The organism is Actinomadura opuntiae, assembly GCF_030283205.1.
In the GTDB taxonomy this organism is placed as follows: Bacteria; Actinomycetota; Actinomycetes; order Streptosporangiales; family Streptosporangiaceae; genus Spirillospora.
In genome coordinates this window covers 135,975-161,136 of sequence record NZ_JASNWF010000010.1, presented here as the reverse complement: position 1 = coordinate 161,136, position 25,162 = coordinate 135,975, and the positions used below count along the sequence as shown (strand labels likewise).

General features: G+C 74.2%; 24 protein-coding genes and 1 tRNA gene. 9 read left to right on the top strand and 16 right to left on the bottom strand.

Annotated elements, in window-relative coordinates; translation table 11 throughout:
• Nucleotides 1-25: 25 nt before the first annotated feature.
• Entirely contained in the window at nucleotides 26-1,159 is a 1,134-nt protein-coding gene (locus QP089_RS22870; RefSeq protein ID WP_285913796.1) for an RsbRD N-terminal domain-containing protein, read from the bottom strand.
• A 142-nt stretch (nucleotides 1,160-1,301) separates the two neighbouring features.
• On the opposite strand from QP089_RS22870, the gene QP089_RS22865 reads away from it, so the two are divergent.
• Nucleotides 1,302-2,096 carry a class II aldolase/adducin family protein gene (locus QP089_RS22865; protein ID WP_285913795.1) on the top strand — a complete coding sequence of 265 codons (795 nt, stop codon included), beginning with the start codon at nucleotides 1,302-1,304 and terminating at the stop codon, nucleotides 2,094-2,096.
• Between the two features lie 85 nt (nucleotides 2,097-2,181).
• On the opposite strand, the gene QP089_RS22860 is transcribed toward QP089_RS22865, so the two are convergent.
• The gene (locus QP089_RS22860) at nucleotides 2,182-2,646 is read right to left on the bottom strand and encodes a MarR family winged helix-turn-helix transcriptional regulator (RefSeq protein WP_285913794.1); all 465 of its coding nucleotides are present in this window, start codon (nucleotides 2,644-2,646) and stop codon (nucleotides 2,182-2,184) included.
• 58 nt (nucleotides 2,647-2,704) lie between these two features.
• Between QP089_RS22860 and QP089_RS22855 the strand changes: the two genes are divergently transcribed.
• Nucleotides 2,705-3,106 (top strand): VOC family protein, encoded by a 402-nt coding sequence (locus QP089_RS22855; RefSeq protein WP_285913793.1) that lies wholly within the window; start codon nucleotides 2,705-2,707, stop codon nucleotides 3,104-3,106.
• A 196-nt stretch (nucleotides 3,107-3,302) separates the two neighbouring features.
• Here QP089_RS22855 and QP089_RS22850 read toward each other — a convergent pair whose 3' ends face one another.
• Nucleotides 3,303-4,730 (bottom strand): ATP-binding protein, encoded by a 1,428-nt coding sequence (locus QP089_RS22850; RefSeq protein ID WP_285913792.1) that lies wholly within the window; start codon nucleotides 4,728-4,730, stop codon nucleotides 3,303-3,305.
• A gap of 50 nt (nucleotides 4,731-4,780) precedes the next feature.
• Entirely contained in the window at nucleotides 4,781-6,427 is a 1,647-nt protein-coding gene (locus tag QP089_RS22845) for an NAD(P)/FAD-dependent oxidoreductase (RefSeq protein ID WP_285913791.1), read from the bottom strand.
• Nucleotides 6,428-6,565: 138 nt separating this feature from the next.
• Here QP089_RS22845 and QP089_RS22840 point away from each other — a divergent pair, with 138 nt between their 5' ends.
• Entirely contained in the window at nucleotides 6,566-7,621 is a 1,056-nt protein-coding gene (locus QP089_RS22840; protein ID WP_285913790.1) for a Gfo/Idh/MocA family oxidoreductase, read from the top strand.
• A 31-nt stretch (nucleotides 7,622-7,652) separates the two neighbouring features.
• On the opposite strand, the gene QP089_RS22835 is transcribed toward QP089_RS22840, so the two are convergent.
• The 9 genes from QP089_RS22835 to QP089_RS22795 all read right to left on the bottom strand — a co-directional run bounded on the left by QP089_RS22835 (nucleotide 7,653) and on the right by QP089_RS22795 (nucleotide 17,494).
• Nucleotides 7,653-8,489, bottom strand: coding sequence for an endonuclease/exonuclease/phosphatase family protein (locus tag QP089_RS22835; RefSeq protein ID WP_285913789.1), 837 nt, complete (start codon nucleotides 8,487-8,489; stop codon nucleotides 7,653-7,655).
• Between the two features lie 22 nt (nucleotides 8,490-8,511).
• Nucleotides 8,512-9,531, bottom strand: a complete 1,020-nt coding sequence (locus QP089_RS22830) for a coiled-coil domain-containing protein (protein ID WP_285913788.1) — start codon at nucleotides 9,529-9,531, stop codon at nucleotides 8,512-8,514.
• 170 nt (nucleotides 9,532-9,701) lie between these two features.
• Complete coding sequence (locus tag QP089_RS22825) at nucleotides 9,702-10,142, bottom strand: HNH endonuclease (protein ID WP_285913787.1); 441 nt, start codon at nucleotides 10,140-10,142, stop codon at nucleotides 9,702-9,704.
• A 24-nt stretch (nucleotides 10,143-10,166) separates the two neighbouring features.
• Nucleotides 10,167-10,237, bottom strand: a tRNA-Asn gene (locus QP089_RS22820).
• Between the two features lie 110 nt (nucleotides 10,238-10,347).
• Nucleotides 10,348-11,295, bottom strand: a complete 948-nt coding sequence (locus QP089_RS22815) for a hypothetical protein (RefSeq protein WP_285913786.1) — start codon at nucleotides 11,293-11,295, stop codon at nucleotides 10,348-10,350.
• Nucleotides 11,296-11,397: 102 nt separating this feature from the next.
• The gene (locus QP089_RS22810; protein WP_285913785.1) at nucleotides 11,398-12,378 is read right to left on the bottom strand and encodes a GNAT family N-acetyltransferase; all 981 of its coding nucleotides are present in this window, start codon (nucleotides 12,376-12,378) and stop codon (nucleotides 11,398-11,400) included.
• A gap of 78 nt (nucleotides 12,379-12,456) precedes the next feature.
• Entirely contained in the window at nucleotides 12,457-13,440 is a 984-nt protein-coding gene (gene meaB / locus QP089_RS22805; RefSeq protein WP_285913784.1) for a methylmalonyl Co-A mutase-associated GTPase MeaB, read from the bottom strand.
• Nucleotides 13,437-15,674: a methylmalonyl-CoA mutase gene (gene scpA, locus QP089_RS22800; protein WP_285913783.1), complete on the bottom strand. Its 2,238-nt coding sequence runs from the start codon at nucleotides 15,672-15,674 to the stop codon at nucleotides 13,437-13,439. The genes meaB and scpA overlap by 4 nt, the downstream gene beginning before the upstream one ends.
• On the bottom strand, nucleotides 15,671-17,494 hold the full coding sequence (locus QP089_RS22795) for a methylmalonyl-CoA mutase subunit beta (RefSeq protein ID WP_285913782.1): 1,824 nt from the start codon (nucleotides 17,492-17,494) through the stop codon (nucleotides 15,671-15,673). Before QP089_RS22795 ends, scpA begins: the two co-directional genes overlap by 4 nt.
• A 119-nt stretch (nucleotides 17,495-17,613) precedes the next feature.
• On the opposite strand from QP089_RS22795, the gene QP089_RS22790 reads away from it, so the two are divergent.
• A complete protein-coding gene (locus QP089_RS22790) occupies nucleotides 17,614-18,792 on the top strand; it encodes an acyl-CoA dehydrogenase family protein (protein WP_285913781.1) in 1,179 nt (392 codons plus the stop codon).
• Between the two features lie 142 nt (nucleotides 18,793-18,934).
• Nucleotides 18,935-19,144: an HGxxPAAW family protein gene (locus QP089_RS22785; RefSeq protein WP_285913780.1), complete on the top strand. Its 210-nt coding sequence runs from the start codon at nucleotides 18,935-18,937 to the stop codon at nucleotides 19,142-19,144.
• Nucleotides 19,145-19,193: 49 nt separating this feature from the next.
• Here QP089_RS22785 and QP089_RS22780 read toward each other — a convergent pair whose 3' ends face one another.
• Nucleotides 19,194-19,325, bottom strand: coding sequence for a hypothetical protein (locus tag QP089_RS22780; protein WP_285913779.1), 132 nt, complete (start codon nucleotides 19,323-19,325; stop codon nucleotides 19,194-19,196).
• Between the two features lie 204 nt (nucleotides 19,326-19,529).
• Between QP089_RS22780 and QP089_RS22775 the strand changes: the two genes are divergently transcribed.
• Nucleotides 19,530-20,615 carry a carboxylate-amine ligase gene (locus QP089_RS22775; protein ID WP_285913778.1) on the top strand — a complete coding sequence of 362 codons (1,086 nt, stop codon included), beginning with the start codon at nucleotides 19,530-19,532 and terminating at the stop codon, nucleotides 20,613-20,615.
• A 122-nt stretch (nucleotides 20,616-20,737) separates the two neighbouring features.
• A complete protein-coding gene (locus QP089_RS22770) occupies nucleotides 20,738-21,673 on the top strand; it encodes an anti-sigma factor RsbA family regulatory protein (protein ID WP_285913777.1) in 936 nt (311 codons plus the stop codon).
• A gap of 8 nt (nucleotides 21,674-21,681) precedes the next feature.
• Here QP089_RS22770 and QP089_RS22765 read toward each other — a convergent pair whose 3' ends face one another.
• Nucleotides 21,682-22,626 (bottom strand): phosphotransferase, encoded by a 945-nt coding sequence (locus QP089_RS22765; RefSeq protein WP_285913776.1) that lies wholly within the window; start codon nucleotides 22,624-22,626, stop codon nucleotides 21,682-21,684.
• Nucleotides 22,571-23,521: a DMT family transporter gene (locus tag QP089_RS22760; protein WP_285913775.1), complete on the bottom strand. Its 951-nt coding sequence runs from the start codon at nucleotides 23,519-23,521 to the stop codon at nucleotides 22,571-22,573. The genes QP089_RS22765 and QP089_RS22760 overlap by 56 nt, the downstream gene beginning before the upstream one ends.
• Nucleotides 23,522-23,601: 80 nt before the next feature.
• Between QP089_RS22760 and QP089_RS22755 the strand changes: the two genes are divergently transcribed.
• Together QP089_RS22755 and QP089_RS22750 are read left to right on the top strand one after the other, a co-directional pair.
• Entirely contained in the window at nucleotides 23,602-24,516 is a 915-nt protein-coding gene (locus QP089_RS22755) for a LysR family transcriptional regulator (RefSeq protein ID WP_285914050.1), read from the top strand.
• A 109-nt stretch (nucleotides 24,517-24,625) separates the two neighbouring features.
• On the top strand, nucleotides 24,626-25,063 hold the full coding sequence (locus QP089_RS22750) for a hypothetical protein (RefSeq protein WP_285913774.1): 438 nt from the start codon (nucleotides 24,626-24,628) through the stop codon (nucleotides 25,061-25,063).
• Nucleotides 25,064-25,162: the final 99 nt, after the last annotated feature.

The window sequence follows — 25,162 nt, the reverse complement described above, 5'->3', positions numbered from 1 at the left end:
CCCATCATCCGGGCCGGACATCCGGTCACGCGCGGGCGGCGGCGAGCCACCGGCGCAGCGCCCACCACCAGTGCGCCGTCCGGGCCACCGCCGCCCCTCCGGACGGGTCGGCCAGCGGACGGCCGGTCAGCTCCTGGAACCGCCGCACCCGGTACTTCACCGTGTTGCCGTGGACGTGCAGCGCGGCGGCGGTCGGCTCGATCCGGCCGCCGTGGTCGAGGTAGGCCAGCGCCGTCTCGGCGAGCCCGCGGTGGAACGGGTCGTCGCGGTCGAGCCCGGCCAGCAGCCGCTCCGCCAGCAGCACGCCGAGCTCCGGTTCGGCCTCGGTCGCGGTGAGCAGCGCGAGGTCGGCCAGTTCGCGCAGCCCGGTGAGGCCCGCCGCGGCCCCGGCCCGCAGGGCGCGGCGGCCCAGCTCGTACAGCGGCGCGACGCCCGCGGGCCGGGCGGGCGGCGCCGCGACCAGCAGCGGCCCGGACGCCGGCAGGGCCGGCAGCCGCGCCACCAGCGCGGCGAGCCGTCCGTCCACCAGCCCGCACAGTCCCGGGCCGGCCGCGACGAGCCGCGTCTCCAGCCGCGCCGCGACCGCCGGATCGCTGACGTCCGACACCACGCAGTGGTACTCGGCGCCGCCGTCGAGCGGCGCCGGCACCGGGACGGACTCGCCGTGCAGCAGCTGCCGCAGCGTCTGTATGTGGCCCTCCCGCCGGGTGCGGGCCATCTCCAGCTCCGCGACCCGGTGGGCGTGCACCATCCGGTGCACGAGCGCGGTGGTGATCTCGTCGATGCGGGTGACGCCGTCCAGCAGCAGCGCGTCCGGCACCCCCGCCCGCCGGCCGTCCTCGATCAGCGTGCGGACGAGGTGGGCGCGGCCCGCCTGGAAGCCGTCCAGGAACGCCGCGACCGGCACGCCCTGCCGGGCCCGGTCGGAGCCGAGCCGCTCGGCGGCGGCGAGCACCTCCTCGCCGGGGCCGCCGCCCTCCAGCGCGGCGAGCACGCCGCGCACCAGCGCGCGGGTGTGCCGCCGGGTCTCCTCCTCGGGCAGCGCCGCCACCAGGTCGGACTTGCCGCGCGCGGCGCTGACGGTCGTCTCCAGCAGCCGCGGGTCGTCGCCGTGCTCGATCAGCAACCGCAGGAACCGGTCGCCCTCGCTGGGCTCCATGGGGCCATTGTGACCCCTCGTTGTCCCGGCCGGACAACGGGACCCGGGCCGCTTGGGCGGGCCGCCCCTAGCGGACGGCCCGCCGGGTGGTGTTCGGTGGAGGCAGTGTCCGGCGGTGTCACACAGCCCGAGGAGTTCGCCGATGCCCGATGACGAGCAGTTCCTGGAAAAGCTGCCGACCGACCTGATCTTCCGGCTGCCGCCGACCTTCGACGACGTCGAGGACGAGCGCCGGCACCGCAAGGAGCGGCTCGCCGCCGCGCTGCGGATCTTCGGCAAGTTCGGCTTCGAGGAGGGCGTGGCCGGGCACATCACCGCCCGCGACCCCGAGCGCCCCGACCACTTCTGGGTCAACCCGTTCGGGATGTCCTTCAAGCACATCAAGGTCAGCGACCTGATCCTCGTCAACCATCAGGGCCAGGTCGTCGAGGGCCGCTACCCGGTGAACGAGGCCGCGTTCGCGATTCACTCCCAGGTGCACCAGGCGCGCCCGGACGTGGTCGCCGCCGCGCACAGCCACTCCACGCACGGCCGCGCGATCTCCGCGCTCGGGCAGAAGCTGGAGCCGATCACCCAGGACGTGTGCGCCTTCTACCAGGACCACGGCCTGTTCGACGACTACACCGGCGTCGTCACCGACCTGGAGGAGGGCAAGCGCATCGCCGCCGCCCTCGGCGACCACAAGGCCGTCATCCTGCGCAACCACGGCCTCCTCACCGTCGGCGACACGGTCGACGCCGCGGCGTGGTGGTTCATCACGATGGAACGCTCGTGCCAGGTGCAGCTGCTGGCGAAGGCCGCCGGGCAGGTCGTCCCGATCGAGCACGACAACGCCGTCCTCACCCATGAGCAGATCGGCAACGACCTCGTCGGCTGGATCAACTACCAGCCGCTCTACGACCAGATCACCCGCGAGCAGCCCGACCTGTTCGACTAGATCGCCCAGTACCCGACGGCCCCGGTGCACCCCCGTTCGCACCGGGGCCGTCGCATGCCCGCCCGGCGTGCGAGCGCGGCCGGGTTCAGCGTTCGCGCGCCCGTGGGTCGTGGTGGGCGAGCAGGACGCGGGCCATGCGCTCGAAGGCGGCCCTGTCCGCGGCGGAGAGCGGGGCCAGCAGATCGTCGTCCAGCTCCGCCGCGCGGCGGGTGACCTCGTCCAGTTCCGCGCGGCCCTCGGCGGTCGGCTCGACCACGTAGCGGCGCCGGTCGGACGGGTCGCGTTCGCGGCGCACGAGCCCCGCCGCCTCCAGCCGGCCGACCACCTCGACCAGGTCGCTCGGGTCGATGCGCAGCCGCGTGCCCAGCTCCCGCTGCGAGGCGGGGGCGGAGTCGTCCAGCGCGGCCAGCACGGCGAAGTGCCAGAGCCCGAGGCCGTGCTCGTCCATCATCCGGCCCATCCGGACCCGGCCCGCCCGTCCCACCTGGGCCAGCACGAACGTGGTGATGCCCAGGAGGCGCGGCGGCAGCGGCCCGGCGGTGTCGTCCATCCACCTATTGTAGGGTTACCCCAATCATTGGTGAACACCCATGAATAGGAGGGGCGCCATGGACGCGCTCTACCCCCGGCTTCTAGTGGACGACTTCGACGTCTCCGCCCGGTTCTACGAGGCGGCGCTGGACGAGCTGCTCGGCGTCCGGCCGGTCAAGCTGCTCCCCGACGCCCAGTACGCCAACTGGGACCTCGGCGGCGAATGCGTGCTGGTCCTCATGGGACGGGCCCGGATGGCGGAGGCGGTGGGCACCGCGGACCTGCCCGCACCGTCCGGCCAGGACGGCTCGATGCTGGTGTTCCGGGTGGACGACGTCGACAAGGCCGCCGCCGCGCTCACCGCGCTCGGCGGCGTCCCGGTCACCGAACCGGCGGACCGTCCGGAATGGGGGCCGGGGCTCCGGACGGCGCACCTGCGCGACCCCGCCGGCAACCTGCTGGAACTCCAGTCGTACTGATCGGGCGTCCCCGGCTCCGCGAACACCCCGACAGGCACCCGGGCAGGCGCTCGGCCCGGCGGAGGGACGCCCCGCCGGGCCGATCCCGGTGTGAGCCCGTGCGCACAGCACATCACGCACGCGGGGGCGGACGCTTGTCCCCCATCGACGAAAAGGAACGCGCCACCCCGCAGGCGACTGACAGGACGGGGCGCCGTCAGTCGTCCTTGCGGGACGGCTCGGCCAGCGGCAGCAGCACCTGGAAGCGGGTGTCGCCCGGCAGCGACTCCACCTTGATGTCGCCGCCGTGCCGGTCCGCGACGATCCGCCAGGAGATGTCGAGCCCGAGGCCCGTCCCCTGCCCCACCGGCTTGGTGGTGAAGAACGGCGTGAAGATCCGGTCGATGTTCTCCTCGGGGATGCCGCAGCCGGTGTCGGCGATCTCCACCATCGCCTGGTCGTTCACGCGGGCCGTCCGGATGGTGAGCGTGCCGTGGCCCTCCATCGCGTACAGCGCGTTCACGATCAGGTTCGTCCAGACCTGGTTCAGCTCCGCCGCGTACACCGGGACGAGCGGAAGCGACTCGTCGTAGATGGTCTTCACCGTCACGCCGGGCCCGAACTTGCGCTTGAGCATCGTCAGCGTGCTGTTCAGCAGCTCGCGCAGGTCGACGCGCTGGTAGGCGGCGCGGTCGAGCTGGGAGTACTGGCGGGCGGAGTCCAGCAGCGCGGTGATGCGGTCCATCGCCTCGGAGATCTCCGCCTGGAGCTGCCCGACCTCCATCACCTCCGCGAGCCACCGGATCGCCGCGGGCAGGTGCTCGCCGGCCGCCTGCGCGACCTCCTCGGCCTGCTCCACGCCGACCCCGGCGGAGACCAGGCCGGGCGCCAGGTCCCAGGCGTCCTCGACGCCGCGGTCCTCCAGCCAGTCGCCGAGCTCGTCCTCGGCGTCGCTGACCTCCAGCGGGCTGCGCCGCGCCCCCGGCGGCGCCGCGGGCAGCGTCGGCCGCAGCGCCACGAGCGCCGCCAGCCGCGTGCAGTCGGCGCCCTGCGCGGCGAGGTCCGCGAGGCTCTTCTGCGCCGCGAGCAGCCGGTCGCCGAGCTCGGCGCTGGCCCGCGCGGCGGCCGCCGCCGGGTTGTTCAGCTCGTGGGTGAGGCCGGCGGTGATCGTGCCGAGCGCGGTGAGCCGCTCGCGCTGGTCGACCGCGCGCCGCAGGTTCGTCATCCCGAAGAAGATCCCGGCCAGCAGGTGGGTGGCCATCGGGAACCACTTGCGGACGGCCTTGCTGAACTTGCGGGCCGGCAGCACGAACACCCGCGACGGCCGCGTCGCCCGCAGCGTGTGCTGGTACTTCTGCTCGATCTGGTCGTCCAGGTAGGCCTGGACGGCGCCGCCGTAGGTGCCGGGACGCGAGGTCCGGTTGGTCTCGACGGTGTGGTCGCGGACGAGCTGGCTCATCACCATCTCGCCGTCCAGCAGCACGTACAGGAACTCGGCCGGCTCGCCCTGGGCGCAGATCAGCCCGCCCGCCGGGATCTCCTGGACGGTCCCGCAGGCCGACAGCCACTCCAGCTTCTGGTCGTCGAGGTCCTCGAAGAGGAACAGCGAGCACAGCTCCTCCGGCGATGCGGTGATGGTCGTCATGCGTGCCTCCTGAGGGGGGACGACCCCCCGCGCCCCCCGGTTCGCTTCGCTCATGCCTGTTCCAGGTAGCGATGGACCAGCGCGACGGCCATCGCGCCGTCGCCGACGGCGGACGCGACGCGCTTCATCGACTCCGCGCGGACGTCGCCCGCGGCGAACACGCCGGGCACGCTGGTCTCCAGGTGATAGGGCTGGCGGGCGAGCGGCCACCCGGCCGGGCGGCGGCCGCCGGCGACCAGGTCGGGCCCGGTGACGACGTACCCGCGCTCGTCGCGCTCGACGAAGCCGTCCAGCCAGTCCGTGCCCGGTTCGGCGCCGATGAACACGAACAGCCAGTGCGCGTCGATGGTCTTCTTGCCGCCCGGCCAGGCGAAGGTGAGGCGTTCGAGCCGGTCGGCGCCCTCCGCGGCGCAGACGGTCTTGCCGGTGTGCACCTCGATGTTGGGCGTCTGCTCGATCTGCTCGATCAGGTAGTGCGACATCGACCTCTCCAGGCCGTCCGCCCGGACGATGATGTGCACCTTCTTGGCGTACTTGGCCAGGTGGACGGCGGCCTGCCCGGCGGAGTTCGCGCCGCCGACTACGGCGACCTCCTCGTCCGCGCAGGACGGCGCCTCGGTGAGCGCCGCACCGTAGTACACGCCGCGGCCGACGAAGTCCTCCACTCCCTCGGCGTTCAGCCGCCGGTACGACACGCCGCTGGCGAGGATGACGGCGTGCGCCGCGATCTCGGAGCCGTCGGCGAGCCGGGCGACCCGGGCGGTGCCGCGCGCCTCCAGCCCGACGACCTCCCCGGCCTGCAGCAGCTCCGCGCCGAACCGGTCGGCCTGCCGGCGGGCCCGGTCGGCGAGCTGCGCGCCGGTCACCCCGTCGGGGAAGCCGAGGTAGTTCTCGATCCGCGAGCTCTGTCCCGCCTGGCCGCCGAGGGCGCGCCGCTCCACGACGACGGTCTTCAGCCCCTCCGACGCCCCGTACACCGCGGCGCCCAGCCCGGACGGTCCGCCGCCGACGACGATCAGGTCGTAGAAGCCGGTGGACGGGGTGCTCGGCAGCCCGATCGCCGACGCCAGCTCCGCGTCCGTCGGCGCGCACAGGGTCTTGCCGTCGGCCGTGACGACCAGCGGCAGCTCCGGCGAGCCCGCCGCCGCGACCAGCTCGGCGCCCTCCGGGTCGGTGTCCATCAGCCAGGTGTAGGGGGCCTGGTGGCGGGCCAGGAAGTCGCGGACCTCGTAGCAGCGGGCCGACCAGCGGTGCCCGACGACCCGCAGCTCGGCGGGCCGGGACCGGTCGGTGCGCCCCCACGCGTCCAGCTGCGCGTCGATCACCGGGTAGAACTTCTCCTCCGGCGGGTTCCACGGCTTCAGCAGGTAGTGGTCCAGGTCGACGACGTTGATCGCGCGGATCGCGGCGTCGGTGTCGGCGTAGGCGGTCAGCAGGACCCGGCGCGCGTACGGGAACAGGTCCATGGCGCGTTCCAGGAACTCCACGCCGTTCATCTCGGGCATCCGGTAGTCGGCGAGCAGGACGGCCGTGTCGTCGCCGCGCAGCCGCAGCTCGCTCAACGCCTCCAGGGCCTGCCGCCCCGACTCGGCGCGGACGATCCGGTACGACTCGGCGTACCGGCGGCGCAGGTCGCGCGCCACCGCCCGGGACACGCCCGGATCGTCGTCGACCGTCAGCAGCACTGGTTTGGACAACGCGTCCCCCTCATCCCATGACATCCCCGGGCAAAAGCCTACGTGGCCCGGACCCGCCGCGTCCGCCCGCGTCCTCCGTGCCGCCCGGCCGCGACCCCGGCGCCCCGCGGCCGGGACCGCATCGGTAATGATCGTCGCATGGACCTGCGTGTTGCGCTGATCGGATACGGCACCGGCGGCTCGGTGTTCCACGCGCCGCTGATCTCCGCGGTGCCGGGCCTGCGGCTCGCCGCCGTGGTCACGGGGAATCCGGAGCGGGCGCGCGCCGTCGCGGAGCGCTACCCGGAGACCAGCGTCCTCGGCAGCCCGGACCGGCTCTGGGAGGCCTCCGGGGGCTATGACCTGGTGGTGGTCGCCGCGCCGAACCGGCAGCACGTTCCGCTGGCCCGCACGGCGCTGACCTCGGGCCTGCCGGTCGTCGTGGACAAGCCGGTCGCGGCGACGGCGGCCGACGCCCGGTCGCTGGCGGCGCTGAGCGCCGTCCGGGGGCTGCCGGTGATCCCGTTCCACAACCGGCGCTGGGACGGCGACTACCGGACCGTGTGGCGGCTCGCCGGGTCCGGGGCGCTCGGGGACGTGCTGCGGTTCGAGTCCCGGTTCGAGCGGTGGCGGCCCGAGGTGAAGGCGGGCTGGAAGGAGAGCGCGGACCCGCGGGACGCCGGCGGCATCCTCTACGACCTCGGATCCCACCTGATCGACCAGGCGATCGCGCTGTTCGGCCGCCCCGAGCGGGTCTACGCCGAGATCGACACGCGCCGCCGGGGCGCCGCGGCGCCCGACGACGCGTTCGTCGCGCTGGAGCACCGCGGCGGGGTCCGCTCCCACCTGTGGGCGAGCGCGACCGCCGCGCAGCTCGGCCCGCGCTTCCGCGTCCTCGGCAGCCGCGCCTCCTACACGGTGAGCGGCATGGACGGGCAGGAGGACGCGCTGCGCGCCGGCCTCACCCCGAAGGACCCTGGCTACGGCATCGCGCCGCCCGAGTCGTACGGGCGGGTCGGCACGCCGGGCGACGACTGCGTCGAGGCCACCGCCCCCGGCGCCTACCACGAGTTCTACGCGGCGGTGGCGCGCACGCTGCGCGGCGAGGCGCCGCCTCCGGTCACGCTCGCCGACGCGATCGCGGGCCTGGAGGTCATCGAGGCCGCTCTCCGCTCCGCCCGCGAGGGCGCCGTCGTCGACACGCGTCCGAAATGACCCGCCCCCGGGCCGTCCGCGAGCGCGCCGGTCAGTAGCGGAGATCGGCCAGCACGCCGTAGTGGTCGGACGCGACGACGCCGTCCACCGGCTCGACGCCCAGTAGTTCGCAGTGGACGGGATGCCCGGCGCCGCCCGGGCGGGGCCACGCGGAGAAGATGTGGTCGATGCGGCGGTCCGGCCACAGGACGGGCCTCGCCCAAGGGTTCGCGTTGCTCCAGGTGTGGCCCGGCGTCCCGTCGCCCGCCATCTCCCATGCGTCGTAGAAGACGACGCCGGGCGCACCCACGGCGGCCTGCCCGGTGAGCATGCGGATCTCGTCTGAGTCCGGCCCCGCGTTGAAGTCGCCCGCCACCACGACCGGCGCGTCCCGTGCCGCGGTCTCGCGCACGTAGGCGGTGAGGTCGCGGACCTGCTCCTGCCGCTGCCCGCTGTGGCCCAGCTTGTAGCCCAGCGCGACACCGAACACGTGAAGGGGGCCGCGCGGGCCGCGGACCGTGGCGGACACGGCCAGGCCGCCGTCGGTACCGGCCGGGTCGCCGAGCCGCCGCTCGCCGGTCCGGTCCTGCTGCCAGCGCGACAGGACCGCGATCCCGGAGCGGCCGCCGGCCGCCGCTCCGTAGGCGGACCCGCCGAAGACGCGGTGCGGGAGGCCGAGCGCCTCGCCGAGCCGGGCCGCCAGCGAGTCGTCGTCGTCCTCCCACGCCTCCACCAGGACGAGGACGTCGGGCGCCGCGCCGCGGAGCGTCGCGATGATCGCCGCCTCACGCTCCCGGTGGGGGCCGTAGCGGTCCCAGACGTTCCAGGTCGCCACCCGGCAGGTCGTCCCGATCAGCGGCCCGTACGGCTCCGCGATGTCATAAACCATGCCGGGAGCATGCCACCGCGCATCACAGGACGGAGACGTGGACGTGGTCGTAGTGGTTCTGGGTGACGCTGCCGCGGTCCTCCATCTGGCGCCATCCGCCGCTGCCGCGCATGTCGTAGATGCGTTGCCGCCAGATCACGTACTTGATGCCGAGCCGGGACGCGTTGTCGATCACGTACTGGGCGACGCGGTCGCCGTGCGCCTGCGCCGACGCGCTCGGCATCTTGCCGCCGGTGCTCTCCATGAAGTCGCAGGCGGTGCCGGAGCCGTGGTCCTGCGGGTCGCCGGGGCGCGAGCAGCCGATCGTGGGGAACGGCCCGAACTTCCCGTCGATCTCCTGCAGGGCCGTCCGCATCCGCGCGGTCATCGAGTTGCCGACGATCGGCGACTTGGTGCCGGACACGCCGTCGGGCTTCCCGCCGCCCGCCGGGGCCTTCGGCGCCTCGGGCTTGTACTTGGCGAGCAGCTTCTTGACGCGGGCGCGCTGGCCCTCCAGGTCGTCGATCTCCTTGCGCACCCCGTCCAGCTTGGCCTGCGCCGCCCGGTGCGACTGCGCCGCCTTGGCGTTCAGCGCCTCCAGGCCCTCGACGCGGCGGCCGTTGTCGCGGCTGATGTGCTCGATCACCGAAGCGTCGCGCAGCGCCGAGACCGGGTCGCCGGAGGTGACGATCGGGATCACGTCGAGCCGTCCGGTCATGTAGCTGGTGGAGGCGATCCGGGCGACCGACAGCCGCGCCGCGCCGTACTCCTTGTCGGCGCGCTCGGCGTCGGCGTCCGCCCGCTCGGCGGCCTTCTTCGCCTCCTCCAGGGAGATCAGCTCGCCGCGGTACTGCTTGGACAGCGTCTCCGAGCGCTTCTTGAGCTTCGCGTACTCCTTCTTGAGGTCCTTCTTCGGCTCGGCCGGGACGCGGGCGGCTCCGCCCGCCGCCGGGGGCAGCGCCGCCGACATCCCCACCGCGAGGACCAGCACCGCCAGCCGCCGCGCCGTCCGGCGCCCGCCGGCGGGGCGCGCCGTCCTGCCGAAGGGACCGAGGGCCGCCACAGATCACTCCCGTATAACAGACGCCAAGATTGGCGGGCACGCTACCACAATCACCAGAAACCATCAGACATTCGGCTGATCACACAACGTCACTCAATCATCACTCAAACCATGAAAGGGCCGGACCGCCCACTGGCGGTCCGGCCCCTCCCCCGGGCCGGCGGGTCCCCTCAGATCCCGACGAGGTCCTCCCAGCGCGGGACCCGCGGCTCCCAGCGCAGCCGCAGCCCGGCCTCGCGGGGCGTCCGGTCCCCCTTGCGGTTGTTGCACCGGCCGCACGCCAGGATGGTGTTCTCCCAGGTGTTCCCGCCGCCGCGCGACTGCGGGTGCACGTGGTCGATCGTGTTGCCGCGCTGCCCGCAGTATCCGCACCGGCCCCGGTCGCGCAGGTAGACGCCGCGCTTGCTCCAGGGCGGACGGCGCCCGTGCCGCCAGCGCATCGCGACGTACCGGACGAGCCTGAGGACCCGCGGCACCGGGAAGCGGCCGATCGTCCGGCCCTCCTCGGCCTCCTCCACGACGGCCACCTCGCGGACCAGCATGCGGATGGCGTGCCGCAGGTCCACCTTTTGTAAAGGCTCGTACGACGCGTTCAGGACGAGCACGTTCACCGGGTCACCTCCCACCCCGGGCCGCTGTCCCGCCAGGATTCGAACCTGGATATCCGCATTAACAGTGCGGCGTTCTGCCGTTGAACTACGAGACAATGGTACGGAAATTCTCCGGTTTCCGGGCATTTCCCGGAAGCCCCCATCAGAATGCCGACGCACCCCCCGCAAAGGCAACGCTTTTTCCCACCCGCTTCGCGTGTGGTGGCTAGGGGGGTGGGGTGGGGCGGGATATCTGGGGCATCGCTTCGGCTACCTTGCGCCACCACCGGTCCTCTGCGGGGGCAGCGGGTGGGGGTGATGCGCGGGGTGCCGGTGGGAGGCGGGCGGGTGGGATGAGTTCGATGGCGGCGGGGCAGTCGGGGCAGTCGGTGCCGGTCCAGCCGAGGCGGACGGTGGCGGACCCGGAGTCGCCGGGAGCGCGGCCCGGCGGGCCGGCGCCCCAGAAGCGCAGGACGTCGGCGGCGGACACGGCGCGTTCGCAACGGGTGGCGCGGGTGCGGTCGCGGTGGCCACAGCCGAGCCAGGCGGCCTGCTCGGCGACGAGCTGCCAGGTCAGCCCGCGGACGAGGTTGGCGGCGGTGAGCATGCTCGCGTACGGGACGTGCCGCGCGGCGACCTCCGGCAGGCCGAAGCGGTGCAGGCCGGCGGTGTCGACGCGGGCGCGGGCGCCGTCGTCCGGGTCGAGGGTGACGAAGACCGACACCCACGCGCGGCCGAGGGCGAACCCCTCCGGCTCGGCGGGCGAGGCGGAGCCGGGCAGGATCTGCCGGGAGTCCAGGTCGGCGACGGTGCCGTCCACTGCGGTGGCAAGGGCGCGGGCGGCCAGCCGGGCGGCTTGCGCGGACCGCGGCTGACCGGCGGGCGGGCCGGCGGCGGTGACCGCGATGTGCCGGCGGGCGCCGACGACCGTCCCCAGCCGGCCGGGCGGCGCGGCGAGCCGGTGGAACCGGGTCTTCAGCTCACCGGACGGACGCGTGACGGGTTCGACGACGAGGCGGGCCGATTCCAGCATCGCGGCGGCCTCGCGCGCGAGGGCGCCGTCGCCGATGGCGTCCGGGAGGCGACCGGGCCCGGGGAGCGTCCTGGACTGCGTCGCCACCAGGAACCGCGTGGTCACCGTCTCCGGGACCTCCAGCTCGAACCGCCCGCCCATAGGCCGCCTTCCCCGCTCGCCGCATCTGAGGGTTTCAGCGTGGCCGCGGGCGCAGGCGGACGGAACTGGAACGGGGTTCTGTGGAAAAGTCCGGCCGAGGGGTCAGGGGAGGGCGGACACGGGGGCCTGGTACTCCAGGGACTCGCGCTCCACCCGGAAGCCGAGCTCCTCGTTGACCGCGAGCATGTGCTCGTTGTCGCCCAGGTTGTCGGTCTCGATCTCGCGCACCTCGGGGCGCTCGCCGGCGAGCCACTGGAGCATGGCGGCCTTCACCCAGATGCCGAGGCGGCGCCCGCGGTGCTCGGGGGCGACGGCCGTGTCGTACTGGGCGGCGCGGCCGGCGGCGTCGTGCGGGACGACGATCTCGGTGAAGCCGGCGACGACCGCGCCGGAGGCGTCGAGGGCGGCGACGGTGTAGAGGTCGTCGCCGCGCTTGGCGACCACCTCGGCCGTCTCGCGGACGCGGTGCGCGTCCCAGGGGGCGCCCTCGTACTCGGCGAGGTCGGCCATGGCGTGCTTGGCGTGCGCGAGGGCGGTGGCGTGCTCGTCGGGCACGACGCCCTGCCAGCGGATCAGCCGGTAGCCCTCGGGGCCGTCCGCGACCAGCCGGGCGATCCGGTCCGGGGGGACCTCGTCGAGCCGCAGCAGCATGCCGCGCAGGGTGAGCACGCACTCGAAGCCGTGCGACTCCAGGAACGGGACGGCGGGGGTGCCCGCGTGGACCTGGGCGATCACGCTGGTGCGGCCGTCGGCGCGCAGGCCCTCGGCGGCGGCGGCGAGCAGCCGGCGGCCGAGCCCGCGGCGGCGGTGCCCCGGCCGGACCTGGATGTCGATCTCGGCGGGACGGTCCGCGCCCGGCTCGCCGGGCAGCCGCAGCGCGGCGACGGCGGCCAGCCGGCCGCCGGCGGGGACCGCCCACAGCCGCTGCCGGGACCCGGGCTCGGCGCCGAGGAGCCGCTCGGCCGTCTGCTCCGGCTCGGGCGCGGGCTCGCCCGCCGGGTGGGCGGCGTGCACGGCCGACAGCACGCCGTGCCACTCCCGGATCTGCGCGTCCGTCGGATCATCGAGCGCGATGACGTCCATCCGACTGTTGTACCTGATCCCCGTCCGCCGCGACCGGGCACCCCGGCAACCCGTGGTTTCGGACGTCTGGAAGGCCGATCAGCGGCCGCGCGAGAACGCCTCCAGGATGCGTTCGGCGGCGAGCGCCGGGGTGAGGGCGCCGTCCGCGACGCTCTTCTCCAGGCCGGGCGCGAGGTCGCGGACGGCCGGGTGGGCGTGCAGCTCGCCGAGCAGCCGCTCGCGCACCATCGCCCACGTCCAGCCGACCTGCTGGCGGCGCCGCCGCGCCTCCAGCTCGCCGGACTCGCGCAGCCGCTCCTGATGCCCGACGATCTCGTCCCACACCTCGTCGAGGCCGGTGCCCTCGCGCGCGCTGCAGGTCAGGACGCGGGTGTCGCGGACGCGCTCGTCGCTGCGCAGCAGCCGCAGCGCGCCCGACAGCTCGCGGGCGGCGCGCCTGGCCTCCATCGCGTGGTCGCCGTCGGCCTTGTTGACCGCGATGACGTCGGCCAGTTCGAGGACGCCCTTCTTGATGCCCTGGAGCTGGTCGCCGGTGCGGGCGAGGGTGAGGAACAGGAACGAGTCGACCATTTCGGCGACGGTCGTCTCCGACTGCCCGACCCCGACCGTCTCGACGAGGACGACGTCGTACCCGGCGGCCTCCATGACGACCATCGCCTCGCGGGTGGCCTTGGCGACGCCGCCGAGCGTCCCGGCGGTCGGCGAGGGGCGGATGAAGGCGTCCGGGTCGGCGGCGAGGCGCTGCATGCGCGTCTTGTCGCCGAGGATGCTGCCGCCGGTGCGGGTGGAGGACGGGTCGACGGCCAGCACCGCGACCTTGTGCCCCTCCCCCGTCAGCCTCGTGCCGAGCGCGTCGATGAAGGTGGACTTGCCGACGCCCGGCACGCCGGTGATCCCGACGCGGCGGGCGTTCCCGGCGTGCGGGGTCAGCTCGACCAGCAGCCGCTGCGCCAGCTCCCGGTGGTCGGGACGGGCCGACTCGACCAGCGTGATCGCCCGCGCGATCCACGCCCGCGACCCGTCCCGGACCCCGGAGACGTAGTCCTGGAGCTCCGGTTTCACCGCCCGGAATGCCCCAGTGCGGCGGTCAGCTCGTCCAGCAGGCCGATCGCCGCGTCGGCGAGCACGGTGCCGGGCGGGAAGATCGCGGCGGCGCCGGCGGCGCGCAGCTCGTCGAAGTCCTGCGGCGGGATGACCCCGCCGACGACGATCATGATGTCGTCGCGGCCGAGCGCGGCCAGCTCCTCGCGCAGCGCCGGGACCAGGGTGAGGTGGCCGGCGGCGAGGGAGTTGACGCCGACGATGTGCACGTCGGCCTCGACCGCCTGCCGGGCGACCTCGCCCGGCGTCTGGAACAGCGGGCCCACGTCGACGTCGAAGCCGAGGTCGGCGAACCCGGTCGCGATCACCTTCTGGCCGCGGTCGTGGCCGTCCTGGCCCATCTTGGCGACCAGGATGCGGGGCCGGCGGCCCTCCTGCTGCTCGAACGCGGCGGTCGCGGCGCGCGCCTTCTCGATGCTCGACACCCTACTCATTACACCGCCCGAACCCGCCTCCGCCTCTTCCCGGTACACACCGGAGATCGTACGGATCTGCGCGGCGTGCCGCCCGTACGCCTTCTCCAGCGCGTCGGAGATCTCGCCGACGGTCGCCTTGGCGCGGGCGGCGTCGATGGCGAGGGCGAGCAGGTTGTGGCCGAGGTCGGACGGGCGGGTGCCGTTCTCGGCGGCCTCCGCGGCGGCGGTGATCGCGCCGAGCGCGGCCTGCGTCGCGGTGTCGTCGCGCTCCTCGCGCAGCCGCCGCAGCTTCTCGATCTGCTGCGCCCGCACGGAGGCGTTGTCGACCTTGAGGACCTCGATCCGCTCCTCGACGTCCGGGCGGTACTTGTTGACGCCGATGACGGGCTGGCGGCCGGAGTCGATGCGGGCCTGGGTGCGGGCCGCGGCCTCCTCGATGCGCAGCTTCGGCAGCCCCTCGTCGATCGCCCTGGCCATGCCGCCGGCCTTCTCGACCTCGGTGATGTGGCCCCAGGCGCGGCGGGCCAGGTCGTAGGTGAGGCGCTCGACGTAGTTGCTGCCGCCCCACGGGTCGATCGTCCGGATCGTGCCGGACTCCTGCTGGAGCAGCAGCTGGGTGTTGCGGGCGATGCGGGCGGAGAAGTCGGTCGGCAGGGCGAGCGCCTCGTCCAGCGCGTTGGTGTGCAGCGACTGGGTGTGGCCCTGCGTGGCGGCCATCGCCTCGATGCAGGTGCGGGCGACGTTGTTGAACACGTCCTGCGCGGTCAGCGACCAGCCGGACGTCTGGGAGTGCGTCCGCAGCGACAGCGACTTGGGGTTCTTCGGGTCGAACTGCTTCACCAGCTTCGCCCACAGCAGGCGGGCGGCGCGCAGCTTGGCGACCTCCATGAAGAAGTTCATCCCGATCGCCCAGAAGAACGACAGGCGCGGCGCGAACGCGTCGATGTCCAGGCCCGCCTCCCGGCCCGCGCGGATGTACTCCACGCCGTCGGCGAGGGTGTAGGCCAGCTCCAGGTCGGCGGTGGCCCCGGCCTCCTGGATGTGGTAGCCGGAGATCGAGATGGAGTTGTACTTCGGCATCCGCTGCGAGGTGTACGCGAAGATGTCGGAGATGATCCGCATCGACGGCGTCGGCGGGTAGATGTAGGTGTTGCGGACCATGAACTCCTTGAGGATGTCGTTCTGGATGGTCCCCGCCAGGCCCTCCGGCTTCACCCCCTGCTCCTCGGCCGCGGCGATGTACAGCGCCAGGACGGGCAGCACCGCGCCGTTCATGGTCATCGACACGCTCATCCTGTCCAGCGGGATGCCGTCGAAGAGCTGCCGCATGTCGTAGATGGAGTCGATCGCCACGCCCGCCATGCCGACGTCGCCGGCCACGCGCGGGTGGTCGGAGTCGTAGCCGCGGTGGGTGGCCAGGTCGAACGCGACCGACAGGCCCTTCTGCCCGGCGGCGAGGTTGCGCCGGTAGAAGGCGTTGGACTCCTCGGCGGTGGAGAACCCGGCGTACTGGCGGATCGTCCACGGCTGGGTGGCGTACATCGCCGGGTACGGGCCGCGCAGGTACGGGGCGATGCCCGGCAGGGTGCCGAGGAAGTCCAGGCCGGCGAGGTCGTCGGCGGTGTAGAGCGGCGGGACGCCGATGCCCTCCGGGGTGTCCCAGGTGTAGGCCTCGGGGTCCTTGCCGGTGCCGTCGGCCACGGCGGCGCGCCACCGCTCGGCCGCCTCGCCGGCGGGGGGCGCCGTCCCGAGCTCGATCTCGGTGAAGTCGGGGATCATTCGTTCACTCCCAGATCGCGGAGGGTGGTCTCCAGCGCCTCGATCGCGTCGCATCCGGCGTGCACGCGGGCGTCGACCCCCTCGTAGGTTCCCTTACCCGCCAGCCAGACCTTCACGGCACCGGCGTCCTTCAGGACGCGCGCCGCTTCGGCGGCCCGCTCCTCGTACACCTTGTCGCTGGAGCAGATGCAGGCGACGGACGTGCCGGACGCCGCGAACTCCTCGGGCGCGCCGGTCACCGTCTCGATGCCGCCCGCCTGGAACAGGTTGGCGGCGAACGACGCGCGCGCGGTGTGCACGGCGATGGGGCCGAGCGTGGCGAGGAACACCTTCGGGCGGGCGCCGGTGGCCTCGGCGTGGGCGTCGGACCGGGCGCGAAGCTCCTCGAAGTCCTGCGCGTACGTCACGACGGGCAGCCCGCCGCCGGGCCGAATGGGCGCGGGCTCGCGCTCGGGCAGCTTCTCGGTGAGGTTCGGGAACTCGCTGACGCCGGTGAGCGGGGCCTTGCGCCGGGCGATGTCCTTGCGGCGGCGCGCCCAGGTCGCGGCGATCCGGTCGGCGACCAGCCCGGACCCGAGGGCGGCGGCGAGGCCGCCGGCCTTCTCGATCTCGGTGAACCAGGTCCAGGCGGCCTGGGCGAGGCCCTCGGTGAGGCTCTCGGCGTACCAGGAGCCGCCGGCCGGGTCGACGACGCGGGCGAGGCTCGACTCCTCCAGCAGCAGCGTCTGGGTGTTGCGGGCGATGCGGCGGGCGAAGTCGTCGGGCAGGCCGAGACGGGCGTCGAACGGTTGCACGGTGACGGCGTCGGCGCCGCCGACCCCGGCGGCGAACGCGGCGACGGTGGTGCGCAGCATGTTCACCCACGGGTCGCGGCGCGTCATCATCGCCGACGAGGTGACCGCGTGGATCCGCGCGGCCGTCCCCTCGGCGGCGCCGCTGACCTCGGCGACGCGGGTCCACAGCCGGCGCAGCGCGCGCAGCTTGGCGATCGAGGAGAACTGGTCGGCATTGACCGCGACCCGGAACTCGATCTGCCCGAACGCCTCGTCGACGCTCAGCCCGGCGCCGGTGAGGGCGCGCAGGTAGGCGACGCCGGCGGCGACCGCGGCGCCCAGTTCCTCCGCGTCGCTGCCCCCGGCGTCGTGGTAGGGGATGCCGTCGGCGACGATCGCGCGCAGCCGCGGGAACTCCCGGACGCACCGGACGGCCAGCGCCGCCGCCTCGTCCAGGGATCCGGCGGTCCCGGTGCGAGCCTGCCGGCCGAGCGGGTCGGCGCCCAGGTTGCCGGACGCGGCCGGCCCGTTCCCGCGCTCGGTGACCAGCGCCAGGAACGCCTCGGCGGCCTCGGCCGTGCGGTCGCCCGCGTCCAGCACGACGGGCGCGAGGTCGAGCAGCACGCCGCGCAGCGCCTCGGGGAGCGCGTCGACGGGCGTCCCGGCGTCGCCGAGCCGCAGCCACACGGAGGTGGCGCCGTTCTCCAGGTCGGCGAGGACCGCCGCGCGCGTGACGGCCGGGTCCGGGTGCGTGTGCCGCTGCCGGACGTCCCATCCGGCCAGGCCCTCGCCGTCGGGCCGCACCTCGCGGACGAGCGGCGCCAGCCCGGGCCGTCCCGGCGGGGCGTCGTCGCGGGTGTAGAGCGCGGCGATCGGCACTCCGTCGTAGGACTCGCGGGTGAGCAGGCTCTCGATCTCGCCGAGGGGGGTCTCCTCGGTCGCCGCGCCGGACTTGCGCAGCACCCCCTTCACCATCTCCCGCCACCGGTCCCGCTCGGCGGAGGGGAAGGCGGCGGCCAGTTCGAGTTCTTCAGGCGGCACCGTCATGCCCTGGATGGTAAGCGCACGCCTACATCCCGTCCGAGACCGGGTCCCGTTCACCAGAACCCGATTCGCCCGGAATGCGGCACCGGTTAGCGGTCCGGCCTCGGGGAAAAGGCCACCGCATGACGTTGGATGCGCTGCCCGGTGACCTGTACCACATGCAAGAGCTCCTCGACGAGCGCGAGAAGGAGGTCCTCGGGCGGGTGCGCGCCTTCCTGGAGTCGAAGGTCGCGCCGATCGCGAACGACTGCTGGGCGCGCGCGGAGTTCCCCTTCGACCTCGTCCCGCAGTACGGCGAGCTGGGCGTCGCCGGGCTGGCCTACGACGAGTGCCCGGGCGAGAAGCCCAGCAGCCTGCTCGCCGGGTTCCTGGCGATGGACATGGCGCGCGTCGACCCGTCCATGGCCACGTTCTTCGGCGTGCACACCGGGCTGGCGATGGGCAGCATCGGCCGGTGCGGGTCCCCGGAGCAGCGCGAGCGGTGGCTGCCCGCGATGGCGCGGATGGAGAAGGTCGGCGCGTTCGCGCTGACCGAGCCCGAGGGCGGGTCCGACGTCGCGCTGGGGCTGCGGACCACCGCGCGCCGCGACGGCGACCACTGGGTGCTGAACGGCGCCAAGCGGTGGATCGGCAACGGCACGTTCGCCGACCTGATCGTGGTGTGGGCCCGGGACGAGGCCGACGACCAGGTGAAGGGGTTCGTGGTGCACAAGGACGCGCCGGGCTTCACCGCGACCCGGATCGAGAACAAGATCGCCTTGCGGACGGTGCAGAACGCCGACCTGCGGTTCGAGGACTGCCCGGTGCCCGAGTCCGACCGGCTGCCCGGCGCGCGCGGCTTCAAGGACACCGCCGCGATCCTGCGCCGCACCCGCAGCGGCGTCGCGTGGCAGGCGGTCGGGGTGATGCTCGCCGCCTACGAGATCGCCCGCGAGTACGCGGTGCAGCGCGAGCAGTTCGGCCGCCCGATCGCCAAGTTCCAGCTCGTCCAGGACCTGCTGGTGAAGATGCTCGGGAACGCGACGGCCTCGCTCGGCATGGTGGTGCGGCTGGCGCAGCTGCAGGACGAGGGGCTCTACCGCGACGAGCACTCGGCGCTCGCCAAGGCGTACTGCACCAGCCGCATGCGCGAGGCGGTCGGCTGGGGACGCGAGCTGATGGCCGGCAACGGGATCGTCCTCGACTACGACATCGGACGGTTCGTCGCCGACGCCGAGGCGCTCTACTCCTACGAGGGCACCCGGGAGATCAACACGCTGATCGTCGGGCGCGCGGCGACGGGGCAGGGCGCCTTCGTCTGATACGCAGGCACCCGCGCGGGCACGCCGCGCCGCCGCGGCACCCGGCGCGGCCGTGCGGGGCGGGCGTTGCTAGAGTTCGGCGTCGGAGGCCCGATCACGCGGGCCGCCGTCCCCCACCGAACGCGGAAAGAGAAGACTGCGCATGTCGACTGGCAGCCACGCCGGGCGTCCCAAGTCCTGGGTCGCCGTGGCCATCATCTTCGTCGGTTTCGTCATCGGCGGCGTGGGCATCGCCATGGGCCCCGACTGGATCGTGTTCGGGGCGGGCGCCGCGGTCGCCGTGATCGGCGGGATCATCGCCCTCGCGGTCGACATCATGACCGACGTCGTGGTCGACGAGCCGCGCCAGTAGCACCCCGGCACCGCTGCAGCCCGCCGCGGACCGCCCGCCGCCGGGCCGGTCAGCGGCGGTCCCTGTTCATCCCGTCGGGCGGTCCCTGCCGCCGGCCGCCGAAGTAGATGAGGCCGACGAGCACGAGCACCGCGATCGCCACCACGAGCGCGAGCATGCCGATCGGAGCCGATCCCGGCATCCGGATCACCTTCCTCTGTCGTTTCCGCCTTCGCCGTCGCGCGCGTCCCCTGTCAACGCTGCCCGCTGAGCGGCGGGTCAAAAGAGCGTCAAGAAGATCTCTTTCCGGGGCCGGGGCCGCGCCCGGCGGATGCGAAGCGGGCCGCGAGAACGTACCGTCTAAGTGACGCGGCCGCCTGCGAGCCCCCGACCCCGAGGTGGTGGGATGGCCCTGCGAATGGGAATCGAGGAGGAGTACTTCGTCGTCGATCCCGGTTCCCGGGAGGTCGTCCCCCGTGCCGCCGCCGTGGTGCGGCGCGCGGAGCGGGCGCTCGGCGAGCGCGCCTCCACCGAACTCGTCGACTTCCTGGCCGAGGCGAAGACCCCGCCCTGCGACGACCTCGACAAGCTGGAGGAGCAGGTCGGGTCGATGCGCGCCGCGATGGCGGACGCCGCGGCGGCCGAGGGGGTGCGGCTGGCCGCGACCGGCACGCCCGTGCTCGGCGAGCTCGTGCCCGCCCCGATCAGCGAGGGCGCCCGCTACGCCGAGAGCCTGGCGACGTACCGGGCGCTGGACGACGAGCAGAGCATCTGCTCCTGCCACGTCCACGTCGAGATGCCCGACCGGGAACGCGCCGTCGCGGTCAGCAACCACCTGCGGCCCTGGCTGCCGACGCTGCTGGCGCTGGCCGCCAACTCGCCGTACTGGGCCGGACGCGACACCGGGCACGCCTGCTGGCGGGTCATGACGTGGGCGCGCTGGCCGGTGGCGGGGCCGCCGCCGCACTTCGCGTCGTACGCGCACTACGAGGACCTGGTCGGCACGCTGCTGGGCTGCGGCGCGCTGATGGACGCCGGGACGATCTTCTGGGACGTCCGGCCGTCGGCGCGGCTGCCCACGATCGAGGTGCGGCTGGGTGACGTCGCGCCGACCGCGGCGGACGCGTCGGCGTTCGCGGCGCTGGTCCGCGCGCTGGTGGAGATGTCGGTGCGCGCGGTGGAGGCCGGGGAACCGGCCCCGGAGCCGCCCCAGGAGATGCTGCGCGCGGCGTACTGGCTGGCGGCCCGCAACGGCCTGGCGGGCGACGGCGTCGACGTGTGCACGGGCCGCCCGGCGACGTTCCGCGGGCTGGCCGGGGACCTGCTCGCCCATGTGCTGCCCGCGCTGCGCGACAGCGGCGACCTGGACCGGGTCGCGGCGGGCGTGCGGCGGCTCATCACCGGCGGGACGGGCGCGGAGCGGCAGCGCACCGCCTACCGCAGGAGGGGGCGGCTCACCGACGTGGTGGACGCCGCGCTCCTGCGGTCGTGAAGCAGGGCACACTGTGTGAGCGCAATGACATAGTTCACCCCGTTTTTACCTGCTCGTTTGCGGGTAACCGTCGAGGTGAACCGCGTTTACCGACCGCTTGACCGCTTGGGGGCCATAAGGACATGGATCCGGACGACGCGTCAACGGGGGATCCGTTCGTCCATCCGGCCCTCTTCTACAAGGGCGACGAGGAGTACCTCGACGGCACGGTGCCGTTCGTCCGCGCCGGCCTGGACGCGGCCGAGCCCGTCGCCGTCGCGGTCCCGGGGCCGCGGCTCGGCGTGCTGCGCGAGGCGCTCGGCGACGCCGCCGGGGACGTGCGGTGGCTGGACATGGCCGAGGCGGGCCGCAACCCGGGCCGGATCATCCCCGGGGTGCTGCGCGCGTTCGCCGACCGGCACCGGGACGGGCGGGTGCGGATCATCGGCGAGCCGATCTGGCCCGGCCGCACCGACACCGAGTACCCCGCCTGCGCCCAGCACGAGGCGCTGATCAACCTGGCGTTCGCCGGCCGCGAGGTATCGATCCTGTGCCCCTACGACGTGGGCGGGCTGGACTCGGCCGCGATCTCCGACGCCTACGCCACCCATCCGGTCGTCATCGACCGGGACGGCGAGCGCGCCAGCGACGACTACGCGCCGGAGCGCGTGATCGGCTCCTACAACCGGCCGCTGCCCGAGCCGCCCCGCGCCGCCCGGATGAGCTTCGACCTGGACGCGCTCCCCCGCGTCCGCGACTTCACCTGCCGGTGGGCGCGGCACCTCGGCCTCGACGCCGACCGGGCGGGCGACCTCGAGATCGCCGTGCACGAGCTGGCCGCCAACTCCTGCCTGCACGGCGGCGGGTCGGGGACGGCGCGGATCTGGTCCGAGGACGGCCACGTGGTCTGCGAGATCAGCGACGCCGGCACCATCGCCGACCCGCTCGCCGGGCGGCGCCCGGTGGAGATGAGCCCGTCCGGCGGGCGCGGGATCCTGCTGGTCAACCACCTCGCGGACCTCGTCCGCATGCACACCGGGCCGGACGGCACCGCCATCCGGATCTACAAGCGGGTCTGACGCGCCGCTCAGCCGGCGAGGGCGCGGCCGATGCCGGCGAGCGCCTCGGCCAGCAGCGCCCCGCGTCCGGTGGAGGCGGCCCATTCGGCGAGCGTCGCGCTGAGGTTCAGCGCCAGCACGCGCGCGGCGGCCTCCCGGTCCGGCGGGACGGGACCGTACGCGGCCAGCAGCGCCGCCCGGGCGGCGCCGGAGAACCCGGCGTAGGCGATGGACAGGTCGAGCGCCGGGTCCGCCAGGCACACGTCGCCCCAGTCGATCACCCCGGCGGCCCGTCCGGCGGGGTCGAGCAGCAGGTGCCGGACGTGCAGGTCGCCGTGGACGATCACCGGGTCGCCGGCGGGCGGGCGCCGTTCGCCGGCCTCGGCGAGGAAGCCCGTCACGGCGGGATCGCGCGCCCAGACGCCGAGCCGGACCAGCGAGTCCAGCCGGGGCGGCGTCCGCGCGGCGCGGGCGGCGGGGTCCGCCCGCGCCATCGGGTCGTGCGGCAGCCCGCCACCGACCTCCGCGGCGAGCGCCGGGTCGTGCAGGGCCCGCAGGAAGGCGCCGATCTGCGCGGCGAGGTCCGTCCGGTCCTCATCACGGGGGGCTACGTCGGCGAGCTCGCGGCCGGGGATCATCCGCGCGCCCCAGAACGGCCAGGGGAACTCCTCCGAGGGCCCGGCCGCGAACCGCGGCACGGGGACCGGCAGCGGCAGGCGCGGGGCGATGGCGGGGAGCACCGCCATCTCGCGTTCGACGCCCGGGACGGCGATCCGCCTGCGCGGGAAGCGGAACACCCATGCGCCGCCGACCAGGAAGACCGTGTTGTCCCATCCGACGGCGAGCGGCTCCACCGGCGCGCCCGCCAGCTCGGGGAACCTCGTGCCGATCAGCCCGGCCGCCGCGTCCGCGGTGACCTCATGTTCGGGCGCCCATTCGGGGGCGGGCGGCGGTCCCTGCGGCGGAGTCGTCACGCCCCGGAACGGTACCCGGCCGCGACGCCCGCCGCCCGCCGTGAGCGCGTCCGGCCAGGCGGACCGCCACGAGGACCAGCGCACAGCCCGCGATCTGCCACGCCCCGGGACGCTCGCCGAGCACCGCCGCGCCGAAGGCGACGGCCAGGACCGGCTGGAGGAGCAGCAGCGTCCCGCCCTCCTCGGCGCGCAGCCGCGGCAGCGCGGCGCCGATCAGCATCCAGCCGCAGACCTGGCCCGTCAGCGCGAGCGCGGCCAGCCAGCCGAGCGCCGCCCAGCCGGGTGTGAGGTCGACGCCCTGCCACGGTCCGCCGAGCACGACGGCCATGGCTCCGGCGCCGCAGGTCGCCAGCAGGACGGGCTGCGCCCGGTGGCCCTGCCCGCGCCCGGCGACGCGCGTGAGGAACAGGTAACCCGCGTAGGCGGCGCCGGCGCCCGCGCCGAACGCGATGCCGGTGACCGGATCCGCGCCCGTCCCGTGCCCCGCGAGGCCGCCGGCGAGCGCGACGCCGCCCAGCATCACCGGGACCGCCAGCGTGAACCGGCGGGACGGGCGCTCCCCGAAGACGGCCAGTGCCAGCAGCGGAACGACGACGACCTGCACGTTCACCAGCACGGTGGCGATCCCGGCACCGACCCGGTCGATCGACGCTCCCCACAGCACCAGGTCGGCTCCCAGCAGCAGCCCGGCAGCCACATCGACCGCCGCGTGCCGCCGCGGCCCCACCCGGCGCCGCTCCCAGAGCGCGAGCGGCGCCAGCACCGGCAGCGCCAGCGCGCAGCGGAAGAACGCGGCCGTCCCGGACGAGACGCCGGACAGGCGGAACAGGATCGCCGAGACCGAGATGAACGCGGCACCGGCGATCGCGAGCAGACGCGGGTCGATCCTTCGCACGCCTCCCACGCTGCCGCCCCGGTTCCAGTAGCACAAGCGAATGTTCTTGAGCGAAAATCGGTAGCATCTCTACCGTGACGATGAGCATCGAACGCCTCCGGGCGTTGCACTCGGTGTCGGTGCACGGGACGATCGCGGCGGCGGCCGAGGCGATGCACGTGACGCCGTCCGGGGTGTCGCAGCAGCTGGCCAAGCTCGAACGGGAGACCGGCCACCGGCTCCTCGAACAGCACGGGCGCGGCGTGCGGCTCACCCGCGCCGGGCACGTCCTGGCCGGGCACGCCGCGCGGGTGCTGGCCCAGCTGTCGGCCGCCGCCGCGGAACTGGACGGGCTGCGCGAGGACGTCACCGGGCCGGTCCGCCTCGGCGCGTTCGTGACCGCCGCCCGCTCGGTGCTGCCTCCCGCCCTCGCGGCGCTGCGCGAGCGGCACCCCGGCCTGTCCCCCACCCTGGAGGAGGGCGAGGCGGAGAACGTGCTGCCCGCGCTGGCGCGCGGCGACATCGACGTGGCGATGGTGGAGAGCTGGGACACCATGCCGACCCCGTTCCCCGCCTCGGTGTCGAACGTCCTGCTGTCCTCCGACGTCATCGACCTGGCGCTGCCCGCCGCGCACCCGCTCGCCCGGCGCCGCACCGTCGACCTGCACGAGCTGCGCGGCATGCGCTGGGCGTGCTGGACGCGGGGCGGGACGTGCGAGCGGCAGCTGGTCCAGACGCTGCGCGAGCACAACGCCGAGCCCGAGGTCGCCTGCAACGTGGCCGACTACCCGACCCAGCTGGCGTTCGTCGCAGCCGGGCTGGCCGCCGCGCTGATCCCCCGGCTCGGCCGCGACCCGGTCCCGTCCGGCGTCCGGATGCTGGCCACCCGCCCGGTCGTCCGCCGCAAGATCTACGTGGCGTGGCGCACGGTGGCCGGCGGCCCGGCCGTCGACGCGTGCGTGGAGGCGCTGCGGGCCGCCGCCGGAAGCTTCATGGAGGACCGCCAGGCCTCCTGAACGTGCCGGGCGGCGGCCGATGCCGAGACTTGACCCGTCCCTCGCGTGGAGCGGGCGGCGCCGGGGAATGATCCCTGCGCCCGTAATCTCCCGATCGTTATGGGGAACGATGCGTTTTCTTGCTCGCGCGCACCAGATGCCCGTCCGGCTGATCGTGGGCGCGTTCGTCCTGAACTCGGGCCTGTCCAAGCTCAAGGGCGACGAGGGCACGGCCGACTACATCCACGGCACCGCCAAGACCGCCTACCCGTTCCTGGAAGCCCAGGACAAGAACGACTTCACCCGCAAGCTCGGCACCGCTGAGGTCGCGCTCGGCACCGCGCTGATCACCCCGCTGGTGCCGACGATGCTCGCGGGCGCCGCGCTCACCGCTTTCGCGGGCGGGCTGCTCGGCCTCTACGTGCGGATTCCCGGCATGCGCGAGGGGCTGCGCCCCACCCAGCAGGGCATCCCGCTCGCCAAGGACTCCTGGCTCGCCGGGATCGGCGCCACGCTGGTGCTCGAGGAGCTGAGCCGCGCCCGCGAGGAGCGCCGCACCCGCCGCTGACCGCGCGGAACCCGGCGGGCACCGCGCGCATCCTGGTGAGGACCGCGCGCATCCCCTGAGGACCGTGCGCCTTGACGGGGGCGCGGTCGCGCGGCGAGG